Below are 18,076 nucleotides of genomic sequence, written 5' to 3' on the forward strand. Positions count from 1 at the left end.
TCCTCGGGCGGAGGAATTCCTTTGCGCGGGAGAGGGCGCATCAGGCTAGCCTGACGCGAAAAGGCCAGCATCGTCGAGTAGCCCTGCTCGGAGAGAACCGCTGCTCTGATCGGAAGAAAGGCGCACAGTGACTGTCGTCGATTTCATCGCCTTCATCCGGCGGAACTGGAAGATCATCGTCGTCGCCGTTCTCGTCGGCGTGAGCGCGATGGCCGCCTTCTCCGCGGTGACGCCGAAGGTCTACGACTCCAGCTCGGCCGGCTTCGTCATCGCGGCCACCGACGGCAGCTCGGCCGATGCGATCAGCGGAGCGCAGACCGCGGTCACGCGGGCGAACGCCTACCTGCCGCTCATCTCCAGCAGCGCGGTCTACGAGCGGATCGAGTCCGATCCCGAGGCGAACCCCGGTGGCGAGCCGCTGAACGGCCGGCTGACCGCGGCCGTCGCCCCGGGCAGCACCCTGATCGAGGTGACCGCCTCGGCGGCGACGCCCGAGAACGCCGCGGCGCTCGCGAACGGCGCCCTGGCCGCGCTCGCCGACGTGATCGCCGACATCGAGACGCAGTCGACCGCCGACCGCACCCCGCAGATCACGGTGGTGCCGCTCGAGAACGCGGAGCCGGCCGCCGCGCCGACGAGCCCGAACTGGCTGCGCAACCTGCTGCTCGGGGCCGCCGGCGGTCTCGTGCTGGGCTTCGTCCTCGCGATCCTCCGCCGAGCCCTCGACATCCGGGTGCGGACCGTCGACGACCTCACGCAGCTCTTCGGCGTCGGCGTGCTCGGGCGCATCCCGAAGATGGGCAAGGGCCGGGGCGGGCGCCGCGGCGACGCCCGGGCGGTCGACGGGATCACCGCCGAGGCCTTCCGCGCGCTTCGCACCGGGCTGCGCTTCTCCAGCGTCGACGACGAGACCCGCAGTGTCGTGATCACCAGTGCGAACCAGGCCGAGGGCAAGTCGACGATCGCGTCCGGCCTCGCCCGGGTGATGGCCGACTCCGGGCAGCGCACCCTGCTGATCGACGCCGACCTGCGCCGTCCGACCGTCGCGAAGCTGCTCGGGATCGACGGCGCCGTCGGCCTCAGCGAGGTGCTCAGCCACCAGATCCCGGTCGAGGACGCGATCCGCCCGACCGCCACCGAGGGCCTGTTCGCGCTGCCGGCCGGGCACATCCCGCCGAACCCGTCCGAGATGCTCGGCTCCTCGGCGATGCGCGCGCTGATCGAGCGGCTCGCGGAGGACTACTTCGTCATCATCGACGCGCCGCCGATCCTGCCGGTCACCGACGCGTCGATCGTCGCGACCGTCGTGGACGGCGTCGTCTTCGTCGTCGCCTCCAACCGCACCCGCCGCCCCGAGGTCACCGCCGCCCGGCGGATCGTCCAGCAGGTGCGCGGCCGCGTGCTCGGGACCGTGCTGAACATGGTCTCGGCGCAGGACGGCGACGCGGGCTACTCGTACTACTACGACCGCAAGAACCCGTACTACGCGGAGCCGGACGGCGGACGCTCGCGGGGCCGGTCCACCGGCCGCCGGGCCGCCGCGGAGGAGCCCGCCCGCTCCCTCCCGGCGGTCCGGCCCGCGGAGCCGGCGCGCGCGGTGGAGCCCGAGCGCACGCGCGCCGCCGAGCCCGAGCGCGCCGCCGAGCCCGAGCGCGCCGCCGAGCCCGAGCGCGCCGCCGAGCCCGAGCGCGCCGCCGAGCCCGAGCGCACGCGCGTCACCGAGCCCGAGCGCGCCGCTGAGCCCGCGCGCTCCCTGGAGCACGTCGTGCGTGCCGCGCCGAAGGCGGAGGTCCCGTCGTCGTTCCGGCGGCCGGCTCGATGAGCTCCCGGCTGCTCTTCCTCTGCCACGCGAACGTGGCCCGCTCGCCGTCGGCCGAGCGACTCGCGGCCGAGCTGCTCGCCGGCTCCGACCTCTGGCAGGTCTCGAGCGCCGGGACGCACGCCCCGGTCGGCCGCGCCCTCGACCCCGACCTGGGCGACGCGCTCCGCGCCCGCGGCCTCTCCGTCGCCTCGCACCGAGCGCGCCAGGCCGACGGCCGCCTGCTCCAGGACGCCGATCTGGTGCTGGTCTTCGAGTCGCAGCAGCGCGAGTGGGTCGCCCAGCACTTCGCCTCGGCGGCGCGGCGCACCGCGACGATCCGCCGTGCGGCCCGGCTGGCGCAGGCGGCCCCCGGAGCGGATCTGCGCGAGCTGATCGCGCGCGACACCGCTCCGTACGGCGCCGAGGACGACTTCGCCGATCCGCACGGGCGCGGCGCCGCCGTCGCGGCGAGCGCGGTGGACGAGATCGACGCGCTCCTGCGCACGATCCTGCCGGCCCTGGGCGCGCTGCCCGCGGACTGGGATCCGCCGCGCCCGGCGGTGCTGCCGACCCGCCGCTCCCTGCGCCGCGCGCGCGAGAGCCGGGCGGTCGCGTCGTGAGCGAGCGGGAGCGGCCGGGGCCCGCCGTCAGCGTCGTCGTGCCGCACTACGGCGATCCGGCTCCCGCCCTCGCCCTGCTCGAGCAGCTGCGCCGCCAGGTCGGCGCCCCGGAGCACGAGATCGTCGTCGTCGACGACGCCTCACCGGTGCCGTTCCCCGCGGGCGAGGGCTTCGCGCTCGTCCGCCGCGCGCGCAACGGCGGCTTCGGCGCCGCCGTGAACAGCGGTGCGGCCGAGGCGGCGCACCCGCTGCTGCTGGTGCTGAACAGCGATCTCGAGATCGGCGAGACCTTCCTCCGCGACCTCGTCGCCGCGGGTACCCCCTGGCTGCCGGCGGTCGTCGCCCCGGCGCTGCGCGACCGCGCCGGGCAGCCGCAGTGGGTCGGCCGGCGCTTCCCGCGGCTCGGCCACTACGTGGTGGAGTGGCTCACCCCGCTGGCGCGCTGGCGGCCGCAGCTGCGCGCGGCGGTCGGTCTCGACACCCGCTGCGTCGAGGGCGCCGTGCTGCCGGTGGACTGGGTGGTCGGCGCGGCGATGCTGCTCCCGACGGCCGAGTTCCGGGCGATCGGCGGCTTCGACGAGTCGTTCCACATGAACTGCGAGGAGGTCGACCTGCAGCGGCGGCTGCGGGCGCGCGGGGTGCCGTCGGTGTACACCGGGGACGTCGTCGCGGTGCACACCGGCGGCGGCTCCTCCGATCCCGCCCGCCGGCTGGTCTGGCTGGTCGCCGCCCGGCTGCGCTACGCGCGGAAGTGGCGCTCGCACCCCGGTCTGCTGGCGGCGTCGCTGCGCGCGGCGTCGGTGGTCAACCTCGGTGCCAACGCCCTGCGCGCGCTCGCGGGGCGCGGCGTCCGGCCGCTCGCCGTCCTCCGCGGCGAGCTGCGCCTGATCGCCGCGGCCGAGAGGGCGGCGGCATGAGCCGGCCCGTGCTGGTCGTCAGCCCCGTCTTCCACGACTACTGGCGCGCGATCGAGGCCGCGCTCGTCGAGCTCGGCGAGGACGTCGTCGTGCACCGCTACGACGACACGGCGGGCGTGGTGCGGCTGCGCGACGCGGTGGCGCACCGCTTCCCGCGGTCCCGGCTGCGCCGGTGGTCACGGCGCTCCGAGACCGAGCGGGCGATCCGGGCGCTGCGGGAGACGTCGCCGCGCGCGGTGCTCGTGGTGAAGGGCGACTCGCTCGGCGACGAGTGGTGGGCCGCGCTGGCCGGCGGCGGCGCGCCGGTCGTGCTCTGGCTCTACGACGAGCTGGTCAACATGACCTTCGATCTCCAGCGGCTCCGCGCGCTCGCCTCCGCCCGGGTCTCGATCGCCAGCTACTCGCCGCGCGACGTCGCGACGCTCCGCGCGGCCGGGATCGAGGCGACGCACGTCCCGGACGCCTTCGACTCGCTCCTGGCCTGGACGCCGCGCCCGTCCGCGGCGGTGACCTTCATCGGTGCGCGCTACCCCGAGCGCGAGCGGGTGCTGCGCGAGCTCGCCGCCGGCGGCGTCGACGTCGAGGTCTTCGGCCGGCAGTGGTCGCGTCACCCGGGCGACGTCGTGCGCACCGGACGGCTGCGCGGAGCGGGTCTGCGCGCGCACGGCGACGTCTCGCGCGCGGCCTACTACGGCGCGATGGCCGGCTCGATCGCCACGCTCGCGATCCACGGGACCGGGCACGGCGGGCTGTCGATGCGGGCGTTCGAGGCGCCGGGCGTCGGCGCGCTCGCCCTGCTCGACCGGCCCGACATCGCCGACCACTACGAGGTGGACCGCGAGGTGCTGGTCTTCGACGGCCGCGAGCAGCTCGTCGAGCACGTCCGGCACGCGCAGGCCGACCCGGTCTGGGCGCACCGCGTGCGCGACGCGGCGGCCGCTCGGACCCGGGCGGAGCACACCTTCGTGCACCGGATGCGGGCGGTGAGGGCGCTGTGGGGCTGAGGCACGCGACCGATCTCGAGGGCTGGCGCCGCTGGCAGCGCGGCCGCGACCCGCTGCGCGCGGCGCGGTCCCGCCTGCGCCCGTCGGCCCCGGCGCCGCTCGTGCTGCACCTGCGCGGCGCGGAGCCGTCGATCCTGCTCGCCGTCGAGGCGGCGACGGCCAGCGCGGTCGCGGCGACCGCCGCCTCGCTCGCGCACCTGGACGGGCTGCCCGTCGCCGTCCTGGCGCCCGGGGACGTGACCGCTCTGCTCCCCGGCGAGTGGACCGTCCGGCCCGTGCCCGACGGCTCGGCCGCCCCGGTCGAGCTGCGGGGGCTGCGCGCCGTCGTCGCGACCGGCCACTACCTCCGCTCCGGCGCGACCGCGCACCGCTGGGCCGGGCCGCTCGGCGCCCGCGTCCTCGTGGTGCAGCACGGCCTCCTGACGCCGTTCGCCCCGCCGCTGCCGCCGGAGTCGACGCTGCTCGCCTTCTCGGCCGCGGACGCCGACTTCTGGCGCTCGGGGCGGAGCGACGTCACGACCGCCGTCGTCGGCAGCCAGCTGCTGTGGTCGGCGGCGCAGCGCCCGCGCGCGGCCCTGACGCAGGAGCGCCCGCTCTTCCTCGGCCAGCTGCACGGCGCCGAGCTCCCGCGCCGGATCGCCGCCGCCACCGCGGGCCGCTTCTGCCGCGACACCGGCGCCGACTACCGCCCGCACCCGGCCGAGGTCGACCGCCGCTCGCGCTGGCAGCACGCGGCCTGGCGCCGCAGCGGCATCCGCGTGCTCGCCGGCGGCGACCTGGCCGCGCAGCACCGGCCGATCGCCTCGGTGTTCTCGACCGGCGTGCTCGAGGCCGCGGCAGCGGGCACGCCCGCCTGGGTGACCTGCGTCGAGCCGCCGGCCTGGGTGCGCGAGTTCTGGGGCCGCTACGGACTGTCCGTCTGGGGCGAGGGGCCGCCGACCCCGGCGCCGCTCGCGCCGGCGCTCGAACCCGCGGCCGCGGTCGCCGCCGCGGCGCTCGCGATCACCGAGGGAGGAGTGCGATGAGCATCCTGTGCGTCATCCCCGTGCGCGGCGGCTCGAAGGGCCTGCCGCGCAAGAACGCGCGCCTCGTCGCGGGGAAGCCGCTCGTGGTCTGGAGCATCGAGCAGGCGCTCGCCGCCGGTCTCGACGTGCTGGTCTCCACCGACGACGCCGAGCTGGCCGCGATCGCCGCGGACGCCGGAGCGGACGTGCCGTTCCTCCGTCCCGCCGAGCTCGCCCGCGACGACACCGCGACCGAGCCTGTCGTGCTGCACGCCATCGCGCACCGCGTCGCCCTCGGGCACCGGCCGGACGCGGTGCTGCTGCTCCAGGCGACCTCGCCGATCCGCCTCCCCGGCACGATCGACCGCGCCGTCGAGCAGTTCGCGAGCACCGGAGTCGACTCGCTCGTCGGCGTCGTCGCGCAGACCCCGTTCCTCTGGCGCTCGCGGGGCGAGGAGAGCGCGCTGGCGCACTACGACGTCGCCGCGCGGCCGCGCCGGCAGGAGCTGACCGCGCCCGAGTTCTTCTACCGCGAGACCGGCTCGCTCTACCTCACCCGGACCGAGGTCTACGAGCAGGAGCGGAACCGCATCGGCGGCCGGGTCGGGCTGTTCGTGATGGACGAGGTCGAGGGCGGCGACATCGACGGCGAGCACGACCTCGTCGTCGCCGAGCACCTGCTCGCCGACCTGAGACGGCGGGGGCGCGCGTGATCGTCGACCGCCACCTGGCGCCCTACATCGTCTTCGCCGAGGACCCGGTGCTGACCGCGCTGGCCAAGATCAACGCGAACAAGCAGCGCATCGTCTTCTGCGTCGACGGCCACGGCGTCCTGCGCGGCTCGCTGTCGGACGGCGACTTCCGCCGCTGGATCATCGCGAACCCGACCGCGTCGCTCGACGTCGCGGTCCTCGCCGTGGCGAACACGGCGGTGCTGACCGCGCCCGTGGACGACCCGGCGCAGGCCGCCGCCGCCCTGCTCGGGGCGGACGGGATCAGCCACGTGCCGCTCGTGGACGAGCGCGGCCACCTCGTCGCGATCGCGATCGAGGGCGGCGCGGCGCTGCAGATCGGCCGCCACCCGGTCGGCGAGGGGCATCCGGCCTTCGTGATCGCCGAGGTCGGCAACAACCACAACGGCTCGGTCGACCTCGCCAAGCGCCTCGTCGACCTCGCGCTCGAGGCCGGCGCCGACGCGGTCAAGTTCCAGCTGCGCGACCTCGACTCGCTCTACCGCCAGGGCGGCGGCGCCACGGCGGGGGAGGACCTGGGCGCGCAGTACACGATCGACCTGCTGCGCCGGTTCGCGCTGCCGGCCGAGGCGCTCTTCGAGGTGTTCGACCACGCGGGCGACGCCGGGATCGACGTCCTCTGCACCCCGTGGGACTCGCCGAGCGTGCAGGCCCTCGTCGACTACGGCGTCCCCGGGCTCAAGATCGCCTCGGCCGACCTCACCAACCACGACCTGCTCGCCGACGCCGGCGCTCGCGGCCTGCCGCTGCTGCTGAGCACCGGGATGTCGCGCGAGAGCGAGATCCTCGAGTCGGTGGCGCTGCTGCGCTCGCTGGGCACCTCCTACGCGCTGCTGCACACCCAGTCGACCTATCCCGCGCCCTACCGCGACCTCAACCTCGCCTATCTCGAGCGGCTCGCCGAGATCAGCGGCGGCGTCACCGGCTACTCCGGGCACGAGCGCGGCTGGCATGTGCCGGTCGCCGCCGTCGCCCGGGGCGCGCGGATCATCGAGAAGCACTTCACCGTGGACCGGGCGATGGAGGGCAACGACCACTCGGTGTCGCTGCTGCCGGACGAGTTCGGCCGGATGGTCGCCGAGATCCGAGACATCGAGTCGGCGCTGGGCTCGGCCGAGCCGCGCGGGGTCTCGACCGGGGAGTCGATGAACCGGGTCTCGCTCGCGAAGTCGCTCGTCGCCGCGCGGGAGCTGCGCAGCGGCGAGGTGGTGCGCGCGGCGGACGTGGCGGTGCGCAGCCCCGGGCGCGGCCTGCAGCCCAACGAGCTCCCGCGGCTGCTCGGCCGCACGCTGCACCGCGACGTCGCCGCGGGCGGCTTCTTCTTCGACGGCGATCTGCGCGCGAGCACCCCGGCCGGCCGGCCGTTCCGGTTCCGGCGGCCCTGGGGGCTGCCGGTCCGCTACCACGACCACGCCGAGCTGCTCGGAGCGTCGAACCCCGGCTTCCTCGAGTTCCACTTCTCCTACCGCGACCTCGAGATCGACGTCGACGACGTCTTCACCGCGCGTCAGGAGCGGGGCTTCACCACCCACCTGCCGGACCTCTTCTCCGGCGACTTCCTGGTCGATCTCGCCTCCTTCGACCGCGACGTCTGGGAGCGCTCGATCGCCGAGGTGCAGCGGACGATCGGGGTCACCCGGTCGCTCTCGCGCTGGTTCCGGCAGGACGAGGACCCGATGATGGTCGTCACGATGGGCGGCTTCACCCGCCACGCCCACGTGGACCCCTCCCGCCGCCCGGCGATGTACGCGCGTGTCGCCGAGGCGCTCGACCGGATCGACGCGGGCGGCGTTCGCCTGCTGGCGCAGACCCTGCCGCCCTACCCCTGGCTGATGGGCGGCCAGCAGTTCCACAACCTGTTCGTCGATCCGGAGGACACCGCCGCGTTCGCCCGCGAGACCGGCACCTCCCTCTGCTTGGACGCCTCGCACACCAAGCTCGCCACCACCTTCCTCGGCACGTCGTTCTCGGCGGCGGTCGAGCTGCTCGCGCCGCTCAGCGCGCACCTGCACCTCGTCGACGCGACCGGGATCGACGGCGAGGGCGTGCAGATCGGCGAGGGCGAGATCGACTGGCCGGTGTTCGCCGCGGCGCTCGACGCCCTGGCGCCGGGGGTGCCGTTCATCCCCGAGATCTGGCAGGGCCACGTCGACAGCGGCGAGGGCTTCTGGACGGCGCTCGAGCGGCTGGAGGAGTGGCTGTGAGCGCGGGCGGGGGCGGGGGCGGCACCGTGCGCGGGGCGGCTCCGATCGCCCTCTGGCTGGTGCCCGTCGCCGACGACGGCGGAGTCGCCCGGCACGTCGTCGACGTCGCGCGGCAGGGGATCCCCGGCCACCGCGTCGTCGTGCTCTGCCCCGAGGGCGCCCTGGCGCACCGGCTGCGCGCCCAGGGCTCGGCGGTGACGACCGGCCGCTTCGGCACGGCCGCCGGCCTCGCCGCCTCCGTCCGCACGCTCGCCGCCACGGCCGGGGCCCTGCGGCCCGCGATCGTGCACTCGCACCTCGCCCACGCCGACCTCGTCAGCGCCGCGACCCCGCTGCCCCGCGGCGTCCGCCGGCTGACCACGGAGCACGGCATCGCCGGCCCCGACGCCGTCTACCACCGCTCGGGCGCGCAGGCCCGGACGATGGCGCTCGCCCACCGCGCCCGGCTGCGCCGGTTCGACGGGGCCATCGCCGTCTCGCAGGCCACCCGGCACGCGATGAGGGAGAAGTGGCACGCGGTGCTGCCCGTCGCCGTCGTGCTGAACGGCGTGGACGCTCCCGCAGCGCACGCCGCCGGCGCCGCCGCCCGCCGCCCCCGCCCCGCCGGCGCGCTCCGCGTCGTCTCGCTCTCCCGCCTCGCGCCGGAGAAGCGGATCGACGCCCTGCTCGAGGCCTTCGCCGTCCTGCACGGCCGGGTGCCCGGCGCCACGCTGACCGTCGCGGGGGAGGGACCGCTCGACGGCGCCCTCCGCGCACAGGCGAGCGCCCTCGGCCTCGGCGACGCGGTCGCCTTCCCCGGCTTCGTCGACTCCGCCCGGATGCTCGCCGAGGCGGACGTCGTGGCCCAGCTCTCGGTCTGGGAGAACTGCTCGTACACCCTCCTCGACGCGGTCGCCCGCGGCCTGGGCGTCGTCGCCACCGCGGTCGGCGGCAACCCGGAGATCCTCGACCGCCGCTCCCTCGTCGACCCGGACGATCCCGCGGCCGTGGCGCGGGCGCTCGAGCGGCAGGCGGAGGACCCGGCCGCCGCCGCCGTGCCGCGCTCCGTCGCGCGGATGTGCGCCGACATCGCCGACGTCTACGCCGGCGTCTCCGCGAGGAGGGCGGCGTGAGGGGCTCGATCCGGCAGGGACTCGGCACCCTGCTCGCCCTCGCCGGCGCGGCGTCGCCCGGCTGGCTCGTCGTCGCGGTGGCCGGCTCGATCGTGCTGGCCGTCCTCGACACCCTCGGCGTCGCCGCGATGGTGCCGCTGATGGCGCTGCTCACCGGCGCGGACACCGGCGCCGGCTCGGTGACGAGCACGATCGCGGGCCTGGTCGGCACCTCGGACGTCGCGACCCTCGTCCCGCTCGTCGCCGGCTTCGTCGCCGCCGTCTTCGTGCTGAAGAGCATCGGCACGATCGTCTTCCGCTGGTGGCTGCTCGGCCGGACCACCCGGATCGCGGCGGACGCGTCGACCGAGCTGCTGCGGCGCTACGTGCTCGCCCCCTTCGCCGTGCACCGCACGCGGCGGCTGTCGGAGGTGTACCGCAACATCAACGACTCGACCGCGCAGGCGTCCGGGGTGCTGCTCGGCGTGCTCGGCGTCGCCTCCGATCTGCTGGTGCTCGTCGCGCTCGTCGCGGTCCTCGTCGTCGCCTCGCCCGGGGCGACGCTGTTCGCGGCCGTCTTCTTCGCGCTGCTGCTCGGCGGCACGCAGCGCCTGCTCCGCCGGCGGCAGGGGCGGATCGGCGAGGAGACCGCCGAGGCGTCGCTGCAGACCTGGCAGTTCCTCCTCCCGTCGCTCGACGGCTTCCGCGAGGCGCGGCTCTCCTCCAGCGCCTCGAGCCTCGTCGCCGGCTTCCAGGCCGCGAAGCGCCGCGGCGCCCAGGCGTCCCGGATGCTCTCGCTGGTCTCGGAGCTGCCGAAGTACCTCCTCGAGATCGGCTTCGTCGTCGCGATCATCGGCGTCTCCGGCATCCTCGTGGCGACCGGCTCGTCCGCCGAGGCGCTCTCGGTGCTGGGCGTGTTCGCCGCCGCGTCGCTCCGCGCCCTGCCCACCCTCAACCGGATCTCCGCCACCTTCGCGATCGTCCGCAGCGGCCAGGCGAGCCTGCGCATCGTCGACGACGCGGCCCGCGAGCTCGACGCGCACGGCTCGCACGACGAGACGCCCGGCCCCGGCGGCCGCTTCGCCGGCGACATCGAGCTCGAGCGGGTCGTCTACCGCTACCCCGACGCCTCCCGCGACGTGCTCCGCGGCGTGACCCTGCGCCTGGCGGAGAACGCCACCACGGCCTTCGTCGGCTCGAGCGGCGCGGGCAAGAGCACGCTCCTGGACCTCGTGCTCGGCCTGCTCGAGCCGACCGAGGGCCGCGTGCTCTGCGGCAGCCGGCCGATCCAGGAGGATCTCGCGGGCTGGTACGCGGGGCTCGGCGTCGTGCCGCAGGACGTCTTCCTGCTCGACGACTCCTTCGCGGCGAACATCGCCTTCGGGGTGCCCCGGGACGGCGTCGATCCCGAGCGGATCCGCGAGGTGGTCCGCATCGCCCAGCTCGAGGACTTCGTCGAGCAGCTGCCGCTCGGCCTCGACACCCGCGTCGGCGAGCGCGGGGTCCGGCTCTCGGGCGGGCAGCGGCAGCGGATCGGGCTGGCCCGCGCCCTCTACCGCCGGCCGTCGGTCCTCGTCCTCGACGAGGCGACCTCGGCGCTGGACAACCGGACCGAGCACGAGATCTCGACGGCCATCGCCGCCCTGCACGGCAGCATGACGGTCCTGATCGTCGCGCACCGCCTCTCGACCGTGCGGGGCGCCGACCGGCTGCTCTTCCTCGAGGACGGGCGGATCGAGGGCGAGGGCACCTTCGAGGAGGTGCGCGCCGCGCATCCCGGATTCGCGCAGCTCGTGGCGCTGGGCGAGCTCTCGTGACGCCGCGGCTCGGCGATCTGCGGGCGGCGGTCCTCGAGCCGCTCCGCCGGCGGGGCGCGACGGTACTGATCCCGCAGGAGGCCTTCGGCGTCGGCAACCTGCTCTACTTCTGGCTGCAGGCCGCCGCGCGCCGCGAGCGCGGCGAGCCGACGGTGGTGCGCAGCACGGCGCGGGCGGCGGAGTGGGCGGAGCTGCTCCCGCGCGTCGGCGAGCTGGTCGTCGCTCCCGCGGACGTCTCCTTCCTCCAGCCGCGCGAGGCCGGCGGCACGCACCAGCGCTTCGGCGTCGACTTCGGGGCCGACCAGCTGGACGCTTTCCTCGACTCGCACCTGCTCGCCGGCCCGTTCGCGGAGCTGGTCGCGGCGGCGCGGCCGTCGGCCGACCTGACGATCAACATCCGGCGGGGCGACTACTACAGCGTCCCGGAGTTCCGCGGCCGCTACTCCTTCGACGTCGTCGAGTACGTGCGCGCGGCCCTGGCGCGGGCGCGGGAGTCGGCCGAGGTGCGCAGCGTGCTCCTCGTCTCGGACGATCTCGACTGGTGCCGGCTCAAGCTCGGGCCGCTCCTGACCGGTGTCGACGTGCGCTGCCCCGAGCCGGGCACCCCGGTGCCGCGCCAGCTCGCCCTGCTGGCGGCCTCGCGCCGCCTCGTGCTGACGAACTCGACGTTCTCCTACTGGGGCGGGTACCTCGGCCGGCACCGCCACGGCGACGCCGAGGTGATCGCGCCCTGGTTCCACAGCCGGGCCTGGAACGGCGGAGCGGCGACCCAGCTCGACCCGCGCTGGAGCGTGATCCGCGACCTCCCCGGCGGCTGGGACGCCTGACCCCCTCCCTCCTCCGCGAGATGCCACTTGTGCACGCTTTTGTCGGCGTGTCGCGTGCACAAGTGGCATCTCGCGGGAGGGAGTCAGCCGACGTGACCCTCGTCGTCGACCGGGGCGCGCGCCGTCAGCCGCTTCAGCCGCATCGCCGGGCGCTCGATCAGCAGCCAGCTGGCCCAGGCGAACGGCAGCGTCGCCGCGATCGAGAGCAGCACGTACGCCACGAGGGGCACGTCCGCGTCGACCAGCGCGAGCGCGAGCAGTTGCTGCACCGGGAACGCGTAGATGTACATCCCGTAGGAGACGTCGTGGGTCGCCCCGAGGCGCCGAAGGGGGAGGCGCGCGCCGAGGGCCAGCATCAGGTAGGCGAGCGGCAGCCCCGCCAGCACCCGGTACAGCCCGCTCGCCACCACCAGCGCGAAGAGGGCGACCGCGAGGAGTGCGAGGGGCAGGGTGAGCGGGATCCGGTCGCGGAAGAGATGCACGATCGCGCCGGCCAGGAAGTACGCGACGAGCGTCACCGTCTGGTTGAGGGCCGCGGGGAAGGGCACGAGATCGGTGGCCAGCACGCCGGCGACCAGGGTCAGCCCCGCGAAGCCGAGGACCACCAGCGGCGCGACCCACCGCCGCGGCACCACCGAGATCAGCACCCCGATCACGAGGTAGCTGACGAACTCGAAGAAGAGGCTCCACAGCGAGCCGTTCCAGGCCCCCGGGTACGGCACCGAGCCGAGCATCCCGTCGATCCCGTACTCGCGGATGTAGAGCGCGAGGTTCCCGAGCACGAATCGCGCACCGCCCGCCGCGCTCCACGGTCCGGCGCCGAGCAGCAGCGAGGCGAGCGGCGCGATCGCGAATCCGACGACGAGCAGCGAGACGAGGAAGGCGGGGTAGATGCGCAGGAACCGCCGCCAGAGGTAGTCGCCGAGCGAGCGCGAGCGGAGCCGGCTCGCGGTGATCAGGTAGCCGGAGGTGACGAAGAAGCCGCCCACCGCCCAGTCGCCCAGATCGGAGTGCCCCAGCCCGGAGCCGCCGCTGCCGCCGGCGCCCGGCGGGTCGCCGTAGCCGCCCAGCGGGAACGAGTGCGACACGATCACCAGGACCGCGAGCCCCAGCCGCAGTGCGTTGATGCTGTTGCTGCGCGGATCGAGCGCGGCCCCGATGCTCACCCGCCGGGTGCTCACCGCGGCCGGGGGCGCCTGCTCCTGCCGCGTCATGCGCACAGCCTGGCGCCCGCCGCCCGCCCCGTCGACCGTCCCCCCGCACCCTGTCGCGAACGGGCGGACTCCCTCTCCGCGAGATGCCACTTGTGCACGCGACACGCCGTGAAATGCGTGCACAAGTGGCATCTCGCGGGGGAGGGGGAGGGGGTCAGAGCAGGGAGTCCGTCAGATGGTCCGGGGTGCCGAAGCGGTGGGCGGTGATCGAGACGGCCTGCTCGCGGAGGAACGGGAGCAGCTCGAGGCGACCGGACTCGGTGGCCTCGTTCGCGTAGACGGCGAGGTCGGGGCGTCCGCCGGTGGCGGCGGTCACGGAGGAGGCGTCGGCGCCGAGCAGGCGCACCCGGCCGGCACCGTGCTCGCGGACCCGCGCCGCGAAGGCGGCCTCGTCCTCGACGGCGACAGCGGAGGCTCCCGACGCGATGGCCGACACGAGCTGCGGCGGCAATGCCGTCGCGCTCGAGACCGCCACCCGGGTGCCCGCGGTCGCCGCGGCGACGACGACCTGCGCGAGCGAGCCCACCGGCTCGCCGTCCGCGAGGCGGATCAGCACCGGGGCGTCGTACGGCAGGTGCCGGAACACGTTGCGCTCGGCGGCCAGCCCGGTGACGTCGCGGGCGGCACCCGCGGCCAGAGCCTGCGCCGCACTGCGGGCCGTCCGCTCGACGGCGTCCGCCTCCGCGGCGGGCAGCTCGGCGCGGGCGGCGGCCACGAGCCGGCCGACGCGCGGGTCCTCGACCGCGGCGGTGGCCGTGGACGGCGCGGTGGTCCACGACCCCAGCCCGAGCAGGTAGTCCGGCCCGCCGGCCTTGGTGCCCGGTCCGACCGCCGACTTCTTCCAGCCGCCGAACGGCTGGCGCTCGACGATCGCGCCGGTGATGCCGCGGTTGACGTAGAGGTTGCCGGCCTGGATCCCGCCGAGCCAGGTGCCGATCTCGGCGGGGTCGAGCGCGTGCAGCCCCGAGGTGAGGCCGTAGTCCACCTCGTTGACGAGCGCGATCGCGTCCTCGAGCGTCGCCGCCGTCATGATCCCGAGGATCGGGCCGAAGTACTCGGTGCGGTGGTACTCGGAGCCGCGGCGCACGCCGTCGCGGACGCCCGGGCTCCAGAGCATGCCGGTGTCGTCGAGCGCGCGCGGCTGAAGCAGCCAGCTCTCGCCCTCGCCGAGCGTCGTCAGGCCGCGCAGCAGCTTGCCCGCGGCGGGCTCGATCACCGGCCCCATCCGGGTCGCCGGGTCGGTCGGCAGGCCGACGGTGAGCGAGTCGACCGCGTCGAGCAGCTGCGCGCGGAAGCGCTTGGAGCGCGCGACCGAGCCGACCAGCACGACGAGCGACGCGGCCGAGCACTTCTGGCCGGCGTGGCCGAAGGCGCTCGCGACGACGTCCTTCACGGCGAGATCGAGGTCGGCGGAGGGCGTGACGATGATCGCGTTCTTGCCACTGGTCTCGGCGAGCAGCGGCAGGTCGTGCCGGAAGGAGCGGAACAGCTCGGCGGTCTCGTACGCGCCGGTGAGGATCACCCGGTCGACGGAGGCGTGCGCGACGAGGTCCGCGCCGAGCTCCTCCTCGGGCAGGCGGAGCAGCAGCAGCGCCTCGCGGGGCACACCCGCGGCCCAGAGCGCCTCGGCCAGCACGGCGCCGCAGCGCGCGGTCGGCCCGGCGGGCTTCAGCACCGCGGCCGAGCCGGCGGCCAGCGCGGCGAGCGCCCCGCCTGCGGGAATCGCGACCGGGAAGTTCCACGGCGGAGCGACGAGCGTCAGCTGCGCGGGGTGGAAGACCGCGCCGTCCACCGCGTCCAGCTCGCGGGCCCGCTCGGCGTAGTAGTGCGCGAAGTCGATCGCCTCGGAGACCTCGGGGTCGCCCTGGTCGATCGTCTTGCCCGCCTCGGCGGCCATCACCTCGAGCAGCTCGCCGCGGCGCGCCTCGAGCTCGTCGCCGGCGCGGTGCAGGATGCGCGCTCGCTCGTCGGCGGGCAGGGCGCCCCACGCGGAGCCGGCGGCGCGGGTCGCGGCGAGGGCCGCCTCCAGCTCCTCGCGGGTGCTGATCGTCGCGGCCTCGATCGCGTCGATCCCGGCGCGGGAGGCGGGCACGCGGGCGAGGATCTCCTGCGCCCAGGCGCGGTTCGCGGCGACGGACGGGTCGGTGTCCGGAGTGCTGCGGAAGTCGCCGAAGCCGGGGCGGCCCGACGCGGCGAAGCGGTCGGCGACCCGGTGCGCGGGCGGCACCGCGCCGTCGAGCGCGGCGACCGAGGCACGGAAGCGGGCCTCCTCGCGGGCGAACAGCGCGGGCTGCGCCTCGAGCTCGAACACGGCCGACATGAAGTTGTCGCTCGACGCGCCCTCCTCGAGCCGGCGGATCAGGTAGGCGATCGCGACGTCGAACTCGGCGGGCGAGACGACCGGCGTGTAGAGCAGCAGCGAGCCGACCGTGCGGCGCACCGCCTCCGCCTGGCCCTGCGCCATCCCGAGCAGCATCTCGTACTCGATCCCCTCGCGGACACCGCGCTCGCCGGCCAGCAGCCAGGAGTACGCGACGTCGAAGAGGTTGTGGCCGGCGACGCCGACCCGCACGTTCCGGATCCGGTCCGGGTGCAGCGCGTAGTCGATCACGCGCTTGTAGTGGGTGTCCGAGTCCTGCTTCGTCGACCAGGTCGCCAGCGGCCAGCCGTGCACCGACGCCTCGACCTGCTCCATCGGCAGGTTCGCGCCCTTGACCAGGCGCACCTTGATGCCGGCGCCGCCGCGGGACCGGCGCGCGGCGCTCCACTCCTGCAGCCGGATCATCGCGGAGAGCGCGTCGGGCAGGTAGGCCTGCAGCACGATGCCCGCCTCGAGGCCGAGGAACTCGGGCCGGTCGAGCAGGCGGGTGAAGACCGCGATGGTGAGGTCGAGGTCCTTGTACTCCTCCATGTCGAGGTTCACGAACTTCTGCGGCGTCGCGGCCGCGGCGCGGGTGAAGAGCGGAGCGAGCTCCTCGACGATGTCGTCGACCGCGGCGTCGAACGCCCACGGGTTGTGCGGGGCGACGGTGGAGGAGACCTTGATCGAGACGTAGTCGACGTCGTCGCGCGCGAGCAGTCGGTGGGTGCCCTCGAGGCGGCGCTGCGCCTCCTTGCGGCCGAGGACCGCCTCGCCCAGCAGGTTCATGTTGAGCCGGACGCCGTCGCGGCGGATCTTCGCGATCGCCGGGCCGAGGCGCGAGTCGGTCGCGTCGATGATGAGGTGGCCGACCATCTGCCGCAGCACCCGGCGCGCGATCGGCACGACGACGTCCGGGAGCAGCGGGGCCACCGCGCCGCCGAGGGCGACCGCACCGCGCATCGGGGCGGGCAGGAAGCGCGGGACGCCGCCGGCGATGGAGCGCAGCGCCGCGGCGGCGACCTTCGTGTCCTCGGGGCGGACGACGCCGTCGACGAAGCCGACGGTGAAGTCGAGGCCGGTCGGGTCCTTCAGCACGCCGGCGAGCTGGGCGCCGGAGGCGTCGACCGGGATGTCGGCGGCGTCGCGCAGCCACTGGCGCACCAGCGCGACGCTCACGTCGACGAGGCCGGGGTCGACGCTGTCCGGGGCGGGACCGGCGTGACCGGCGGCGTCGTCGGAGGAGGGACCGGTGGAGCGGGCGGGCGCGGCGAGATCCGTCATGACGTCAGTATCCGACCGGGGTACCGTTGAGCAGAAGCGACCGTTCCTTACCGGTACCGGTCACTCCTCCTTACTGATCAGCTCTGCCGAATCGAGGTCGCCCGTGCTCGACGTCCGCCGCCTGGTGCTGCTGCGCGAGGTCGCCATCCGGGGAACCCTGGCCGCCGCCGCGGAGGCCCTCGCCTACAGTCCCTCCGCCGTCTCGCAGCAGCTCACCGTGCTCGAGCGCGAGACCGGTGTCGAGCTGCTGCGCAAGGTCGGGCGGCGGGTGCAGCTCACCCCGCAGGCCGAGATCCTGGTCGCGGCGGCCGGCGAGGTGCTGGCGCTGCTCGAGCGGGCGGAGGCGGCGCTCGCCGCGTCGGGGGAGTCGGTCACCGGTCGGGTGCGGGTCGCGGTCTTCCAGTCCGCGGCCCTGGCGCTGATGCCGGGCGCGCTGCGCTCGATCGCCGAGCGGGCGCCCGAGGTGCGGGTCGAGATGGTGCAGCGCGAGCCGGAGGGGGCGCTGCACGAGACCTCCTGGGCGCGCGAGTTCGACCTGGTCGTCGCCGAGCAGTACCCGGGCCACTCCGTGTCCTGGCTGCCGGGCCTGGTGCGCAGCGACCTCACGACCGACGCGATCCGGCTCGCGGTCCGCCGCGACTCCGAGGTGCGCGATCTGCAGAGCGCGCGCGACGCCGCCTGGGTGATGGAGCCGCGCGGCACCGCGAGCCGGCACTTCGCCGAGCAGACCTGCCGGGTCGCCGGCTTCGAGCCCGACGTGCGCTTCGAGACCGCGGACCTCCAGGCGCAGATCCGCCTCGCCGCCTCGGGCAACGCGGTCGCGCTGATGCCCGACCTGGTCTGGGCCGGCGGCGAGCCCGACTGCCGCCTGCTCGAGCTGCCCGGCCGCCCCCGCCGCACCATCTTCACGGCGCAGCGCGAGGCCCAGCTCGCCTCGCCCGCCGTCCGCGTCTTCCGCGAGTGCCTCGCCGAGGTCGCCGCCCACTACGCCTGACCCGCGCGTCCCCTCCGTCCCTCCCGCGAGATGCCACTTGTGCACGCCTTTCCCGGCGTGTCGCGTGCACAAGTGGCATCTCGCGGAGGTGCTCATCGGGGGGTGTGGCGCGGACGGGGGACTGCTCGTGGCGGAGGAGGTGCGCTTGGCTGGCCGCACAGTGCCATGACAGCGCTACCACTCCGCCG

General features: G+C 75.3%; 13 protein-coding genes. 11 read left to right on the plus strand and 2 right to left on the minus strand.

What is annotated here, in order from left to right:
- The first annotated feature begins 127 nt into the window (after positions 1-127).
- Genes EDF22_RS00215 through EDF22_RS00260 form a run of 10 tightly spaced genes read left to right on the plus strand, consistent with a single transcriptional unit; the run spans position 128 to position 12,037 of the window.
- A complete protein-coding gene (locus EDF22_RS00215; RefSeq protein WP_123701481.1) occupies positions 128-1,822 on the plus strand; it encodes a polysaccharide biosynthesis tyrosine autokinase in 1,695 nt (564 codons plus the stop codon).
- Positions 1,819-2,421, plus strand: a complete 603-nt coding sequence (locus tag EDF22_RS00220) for a hypothetical protein (protein ID WP_123701482.1) — start codon at positions 1,819-1,821, stop codon at positions 2,419-2,421. Before EDF22_RS00215 ends, EDF22_RS00220 begins: the two co-directional genes overlap by 4 nt.
- Positions 2,418-3,338 carry a glycosyltransferase family 2 protein gene (locus tag EDF22_RS00225; RefSeq protein ID WP_123701484.1) on the plus strand — a complete coding sequence of 307 codons (921 nt, stop codon included), beginning with the start codon at positions 2,418-2,420 and terminating at the stop codon, positions 3,336-3,338. Before EDF22_RS00220 ends, EDF22_RS00225 begins: the two co-directional genes overlap by 4 nt.
- Positions 3,335-4,342, plus strand: a complete 1,008-nt coding sequence (locus tag EDF22_RS00230; RefSeq protein ID WP_123701486.1) for a glycosyltransferase — start codon at positions 3,335-3,337, stop codon at positions 4,340-4,342. Before EDF22_RS00225 ends, EDF22_RS00230 begins: the two co-directional genes overlap by 4 nt.
- Entirely contained in the window at positions 4,333-5,367 is a 1,035-nt protein-coding gene (locus EDF22_RS00235) for a hypothetical protein (protein ID WP_123701488.1), read from the plus strand. Before EDF22_RS00230 ends, EDF22_RS00235 begins: the two co-directional genes overlap by 10 nt.
- A complete protein-coding gene (locus EDF22_RS00240; protein WP_123701490.1) occupies positions 5,364-6,059 on the plus strand; it encodes a cytidylyltransferase domain-containing protein in 696 nt (231 codons plus the stop codon). The genes EDF22_RS00235 and EDF22_RS00240 overlap by 4 nt, the downstream gene beginning before the upstream one ends.
- Positions 6,056-8,302 (plus strand): N-acetylneuraminate synthase family protein, encoded by a 2,247-nt coding sequence (locus EDF22_RS00245; RefSeq protein ID WP_123701492.1) that lies wholly within the window; start codon positions 6,056-6,058, stop codon positions 8,300-8,302. The genes EDF22_RS00240 and EDF22_RS00245 overlap by 4 nt, the downstream gene beginning before the upstream one ends.
- Positions 8,299-9,414, plus strand: a complete 1,116-nt coding sequence (locus EDF22_RS00250) for a glycosyltransferase family 4 protein (RefSeq protein ID WP_260301797.1) — start codon at positions 8,299-8,301, stop codon at positions 9,412-9,414. Before EDF22_RS00245 ends, EDF22_RS00250 begins: the two co-directional genes overlap by 4 nt.
- Entirely contained in the window at positions 9,411-11,210 is a 1,800-nt protein-coding gene (locus tag EDF22_RS00255; protein ID WP_123701494.1) for an ABC transporter ATP-binding protein, read from the plus strand. Before EDF22_RS00250 ends, EDF22_RS00255 begins: the two co-directional genes overlap by 4 nt.
- Positions 11,207-12,037 (plus strand): alpha-1,2-fucosyltransferase, encoded by an 831-nt coding sequence (locus EDF22_RS00260; RefSeq protein ID WP_185038627.1) that lies wholly within the window; start codon positions 11,207-11,209, stop codon positions 12,035-12,037. The genes EDF22_RS00255 and EDF22_RS00260 overlap by 4 nt, the downstream gene beginning before the upstream one ends.
- An 83-nt stretch (positions 12,038-12,120) precedes the next feature.
- Here the strand turns inward: EDF22_RS00260 and EDF22_RS00265 are convergent, their stop codons facing one another.
- Positions 12,121-13,251, minus strand: coding sequence for an acyltransferase (locus EDF22_RS00265; RefSeq protein WP_185038630.1), 1,131 nt, complete (start codon positions 13,249-13,251; stop codon positions 12,121-12,123).
- Positions 13,252-13,405: 154 nt separating this feature from the next.
- Positions 13,406-16,894, minus strand: coding sequence for a bifunctional proline dehydrogenase/L-glutamate gamma-semialdehyde dehydrogenase (locus tag EDF22_RS00270; RefSeq protein ID WP_123701498.1), 3,489 nt, complete (start codon positions 16,892-16,894; stop codon positions 13,406-13,408).
- Between the two features lie 103 nt (positions 16,895-16,997).
- Here EDF22_RS00270 and EDF22_RS00275 point away from each other — a divergent pair, with 103 nt between their 5' ends.
- Positions 16,998-17,888 carry a LysR substrate-binding domain-containing protein gene (locus tag EDF22_RS00275; protein ID WP_123701500.1) on the plus strand — a complete coding sequence of 297 codons (891 nt, stop codon included), beginning with the start codon at positions 16,998-17,000 and terminating at the stop codon, positions 17,886-17,888.
- Positions 17,889-18,076 lie beyond the last annotated feature (188 nt).

This window comes from Rathayibacter sp. PhB127 (genome assembly GCF_003751665.1).
GTDB classification, from domain to species: domain Bacteria; phylum Actinomycetota; class Actinomycetes; order Actinomycetales; family Microbacteriaceae; genus Rathayibacter; species Rathayibacter festucae.

Bases quoted from the DNA above. Each gene is read 5' to 3' on its own strand.
- EDF22_RS00230 (WP_123701486.1), top strand. From the start codon at position 3,335: ATGAGCCGGCCCGTGCTGGTCGTCAGCCCCGTCTTCCACGACTACTGG.
- EDF22_RS00240 (WP_123701490.1), top strand. From the start codon at position 5,364: ATGAGCATCCTGTGCGTCATCCCCGTGCGCGGCGGCTCGAAGGGCCTG.
- EDF22_RS00220 (WP_123701482.1), top strand. From the start codon at position 1,819: ATGAGCTCCCGGCTGCTCTTCCTCTGCCACGCGAACGTGGCCCGCTCG.
- EDF22_RS00265 (WP_185038630.1), bottom strand. From the start codon at position 13,251: ATGACGCGGCAGGAGCAGGCGCCCCCGGCCGCGGTGAGCACCCGGCGG.
- EDF22_RS00270 (WP_123701498.1), bottom strand. From the start codon at position 16,894: ATGACGGATCTCGCCGCGCCCGCCCGCTCCACCGGTCCCTCCTCCGAC.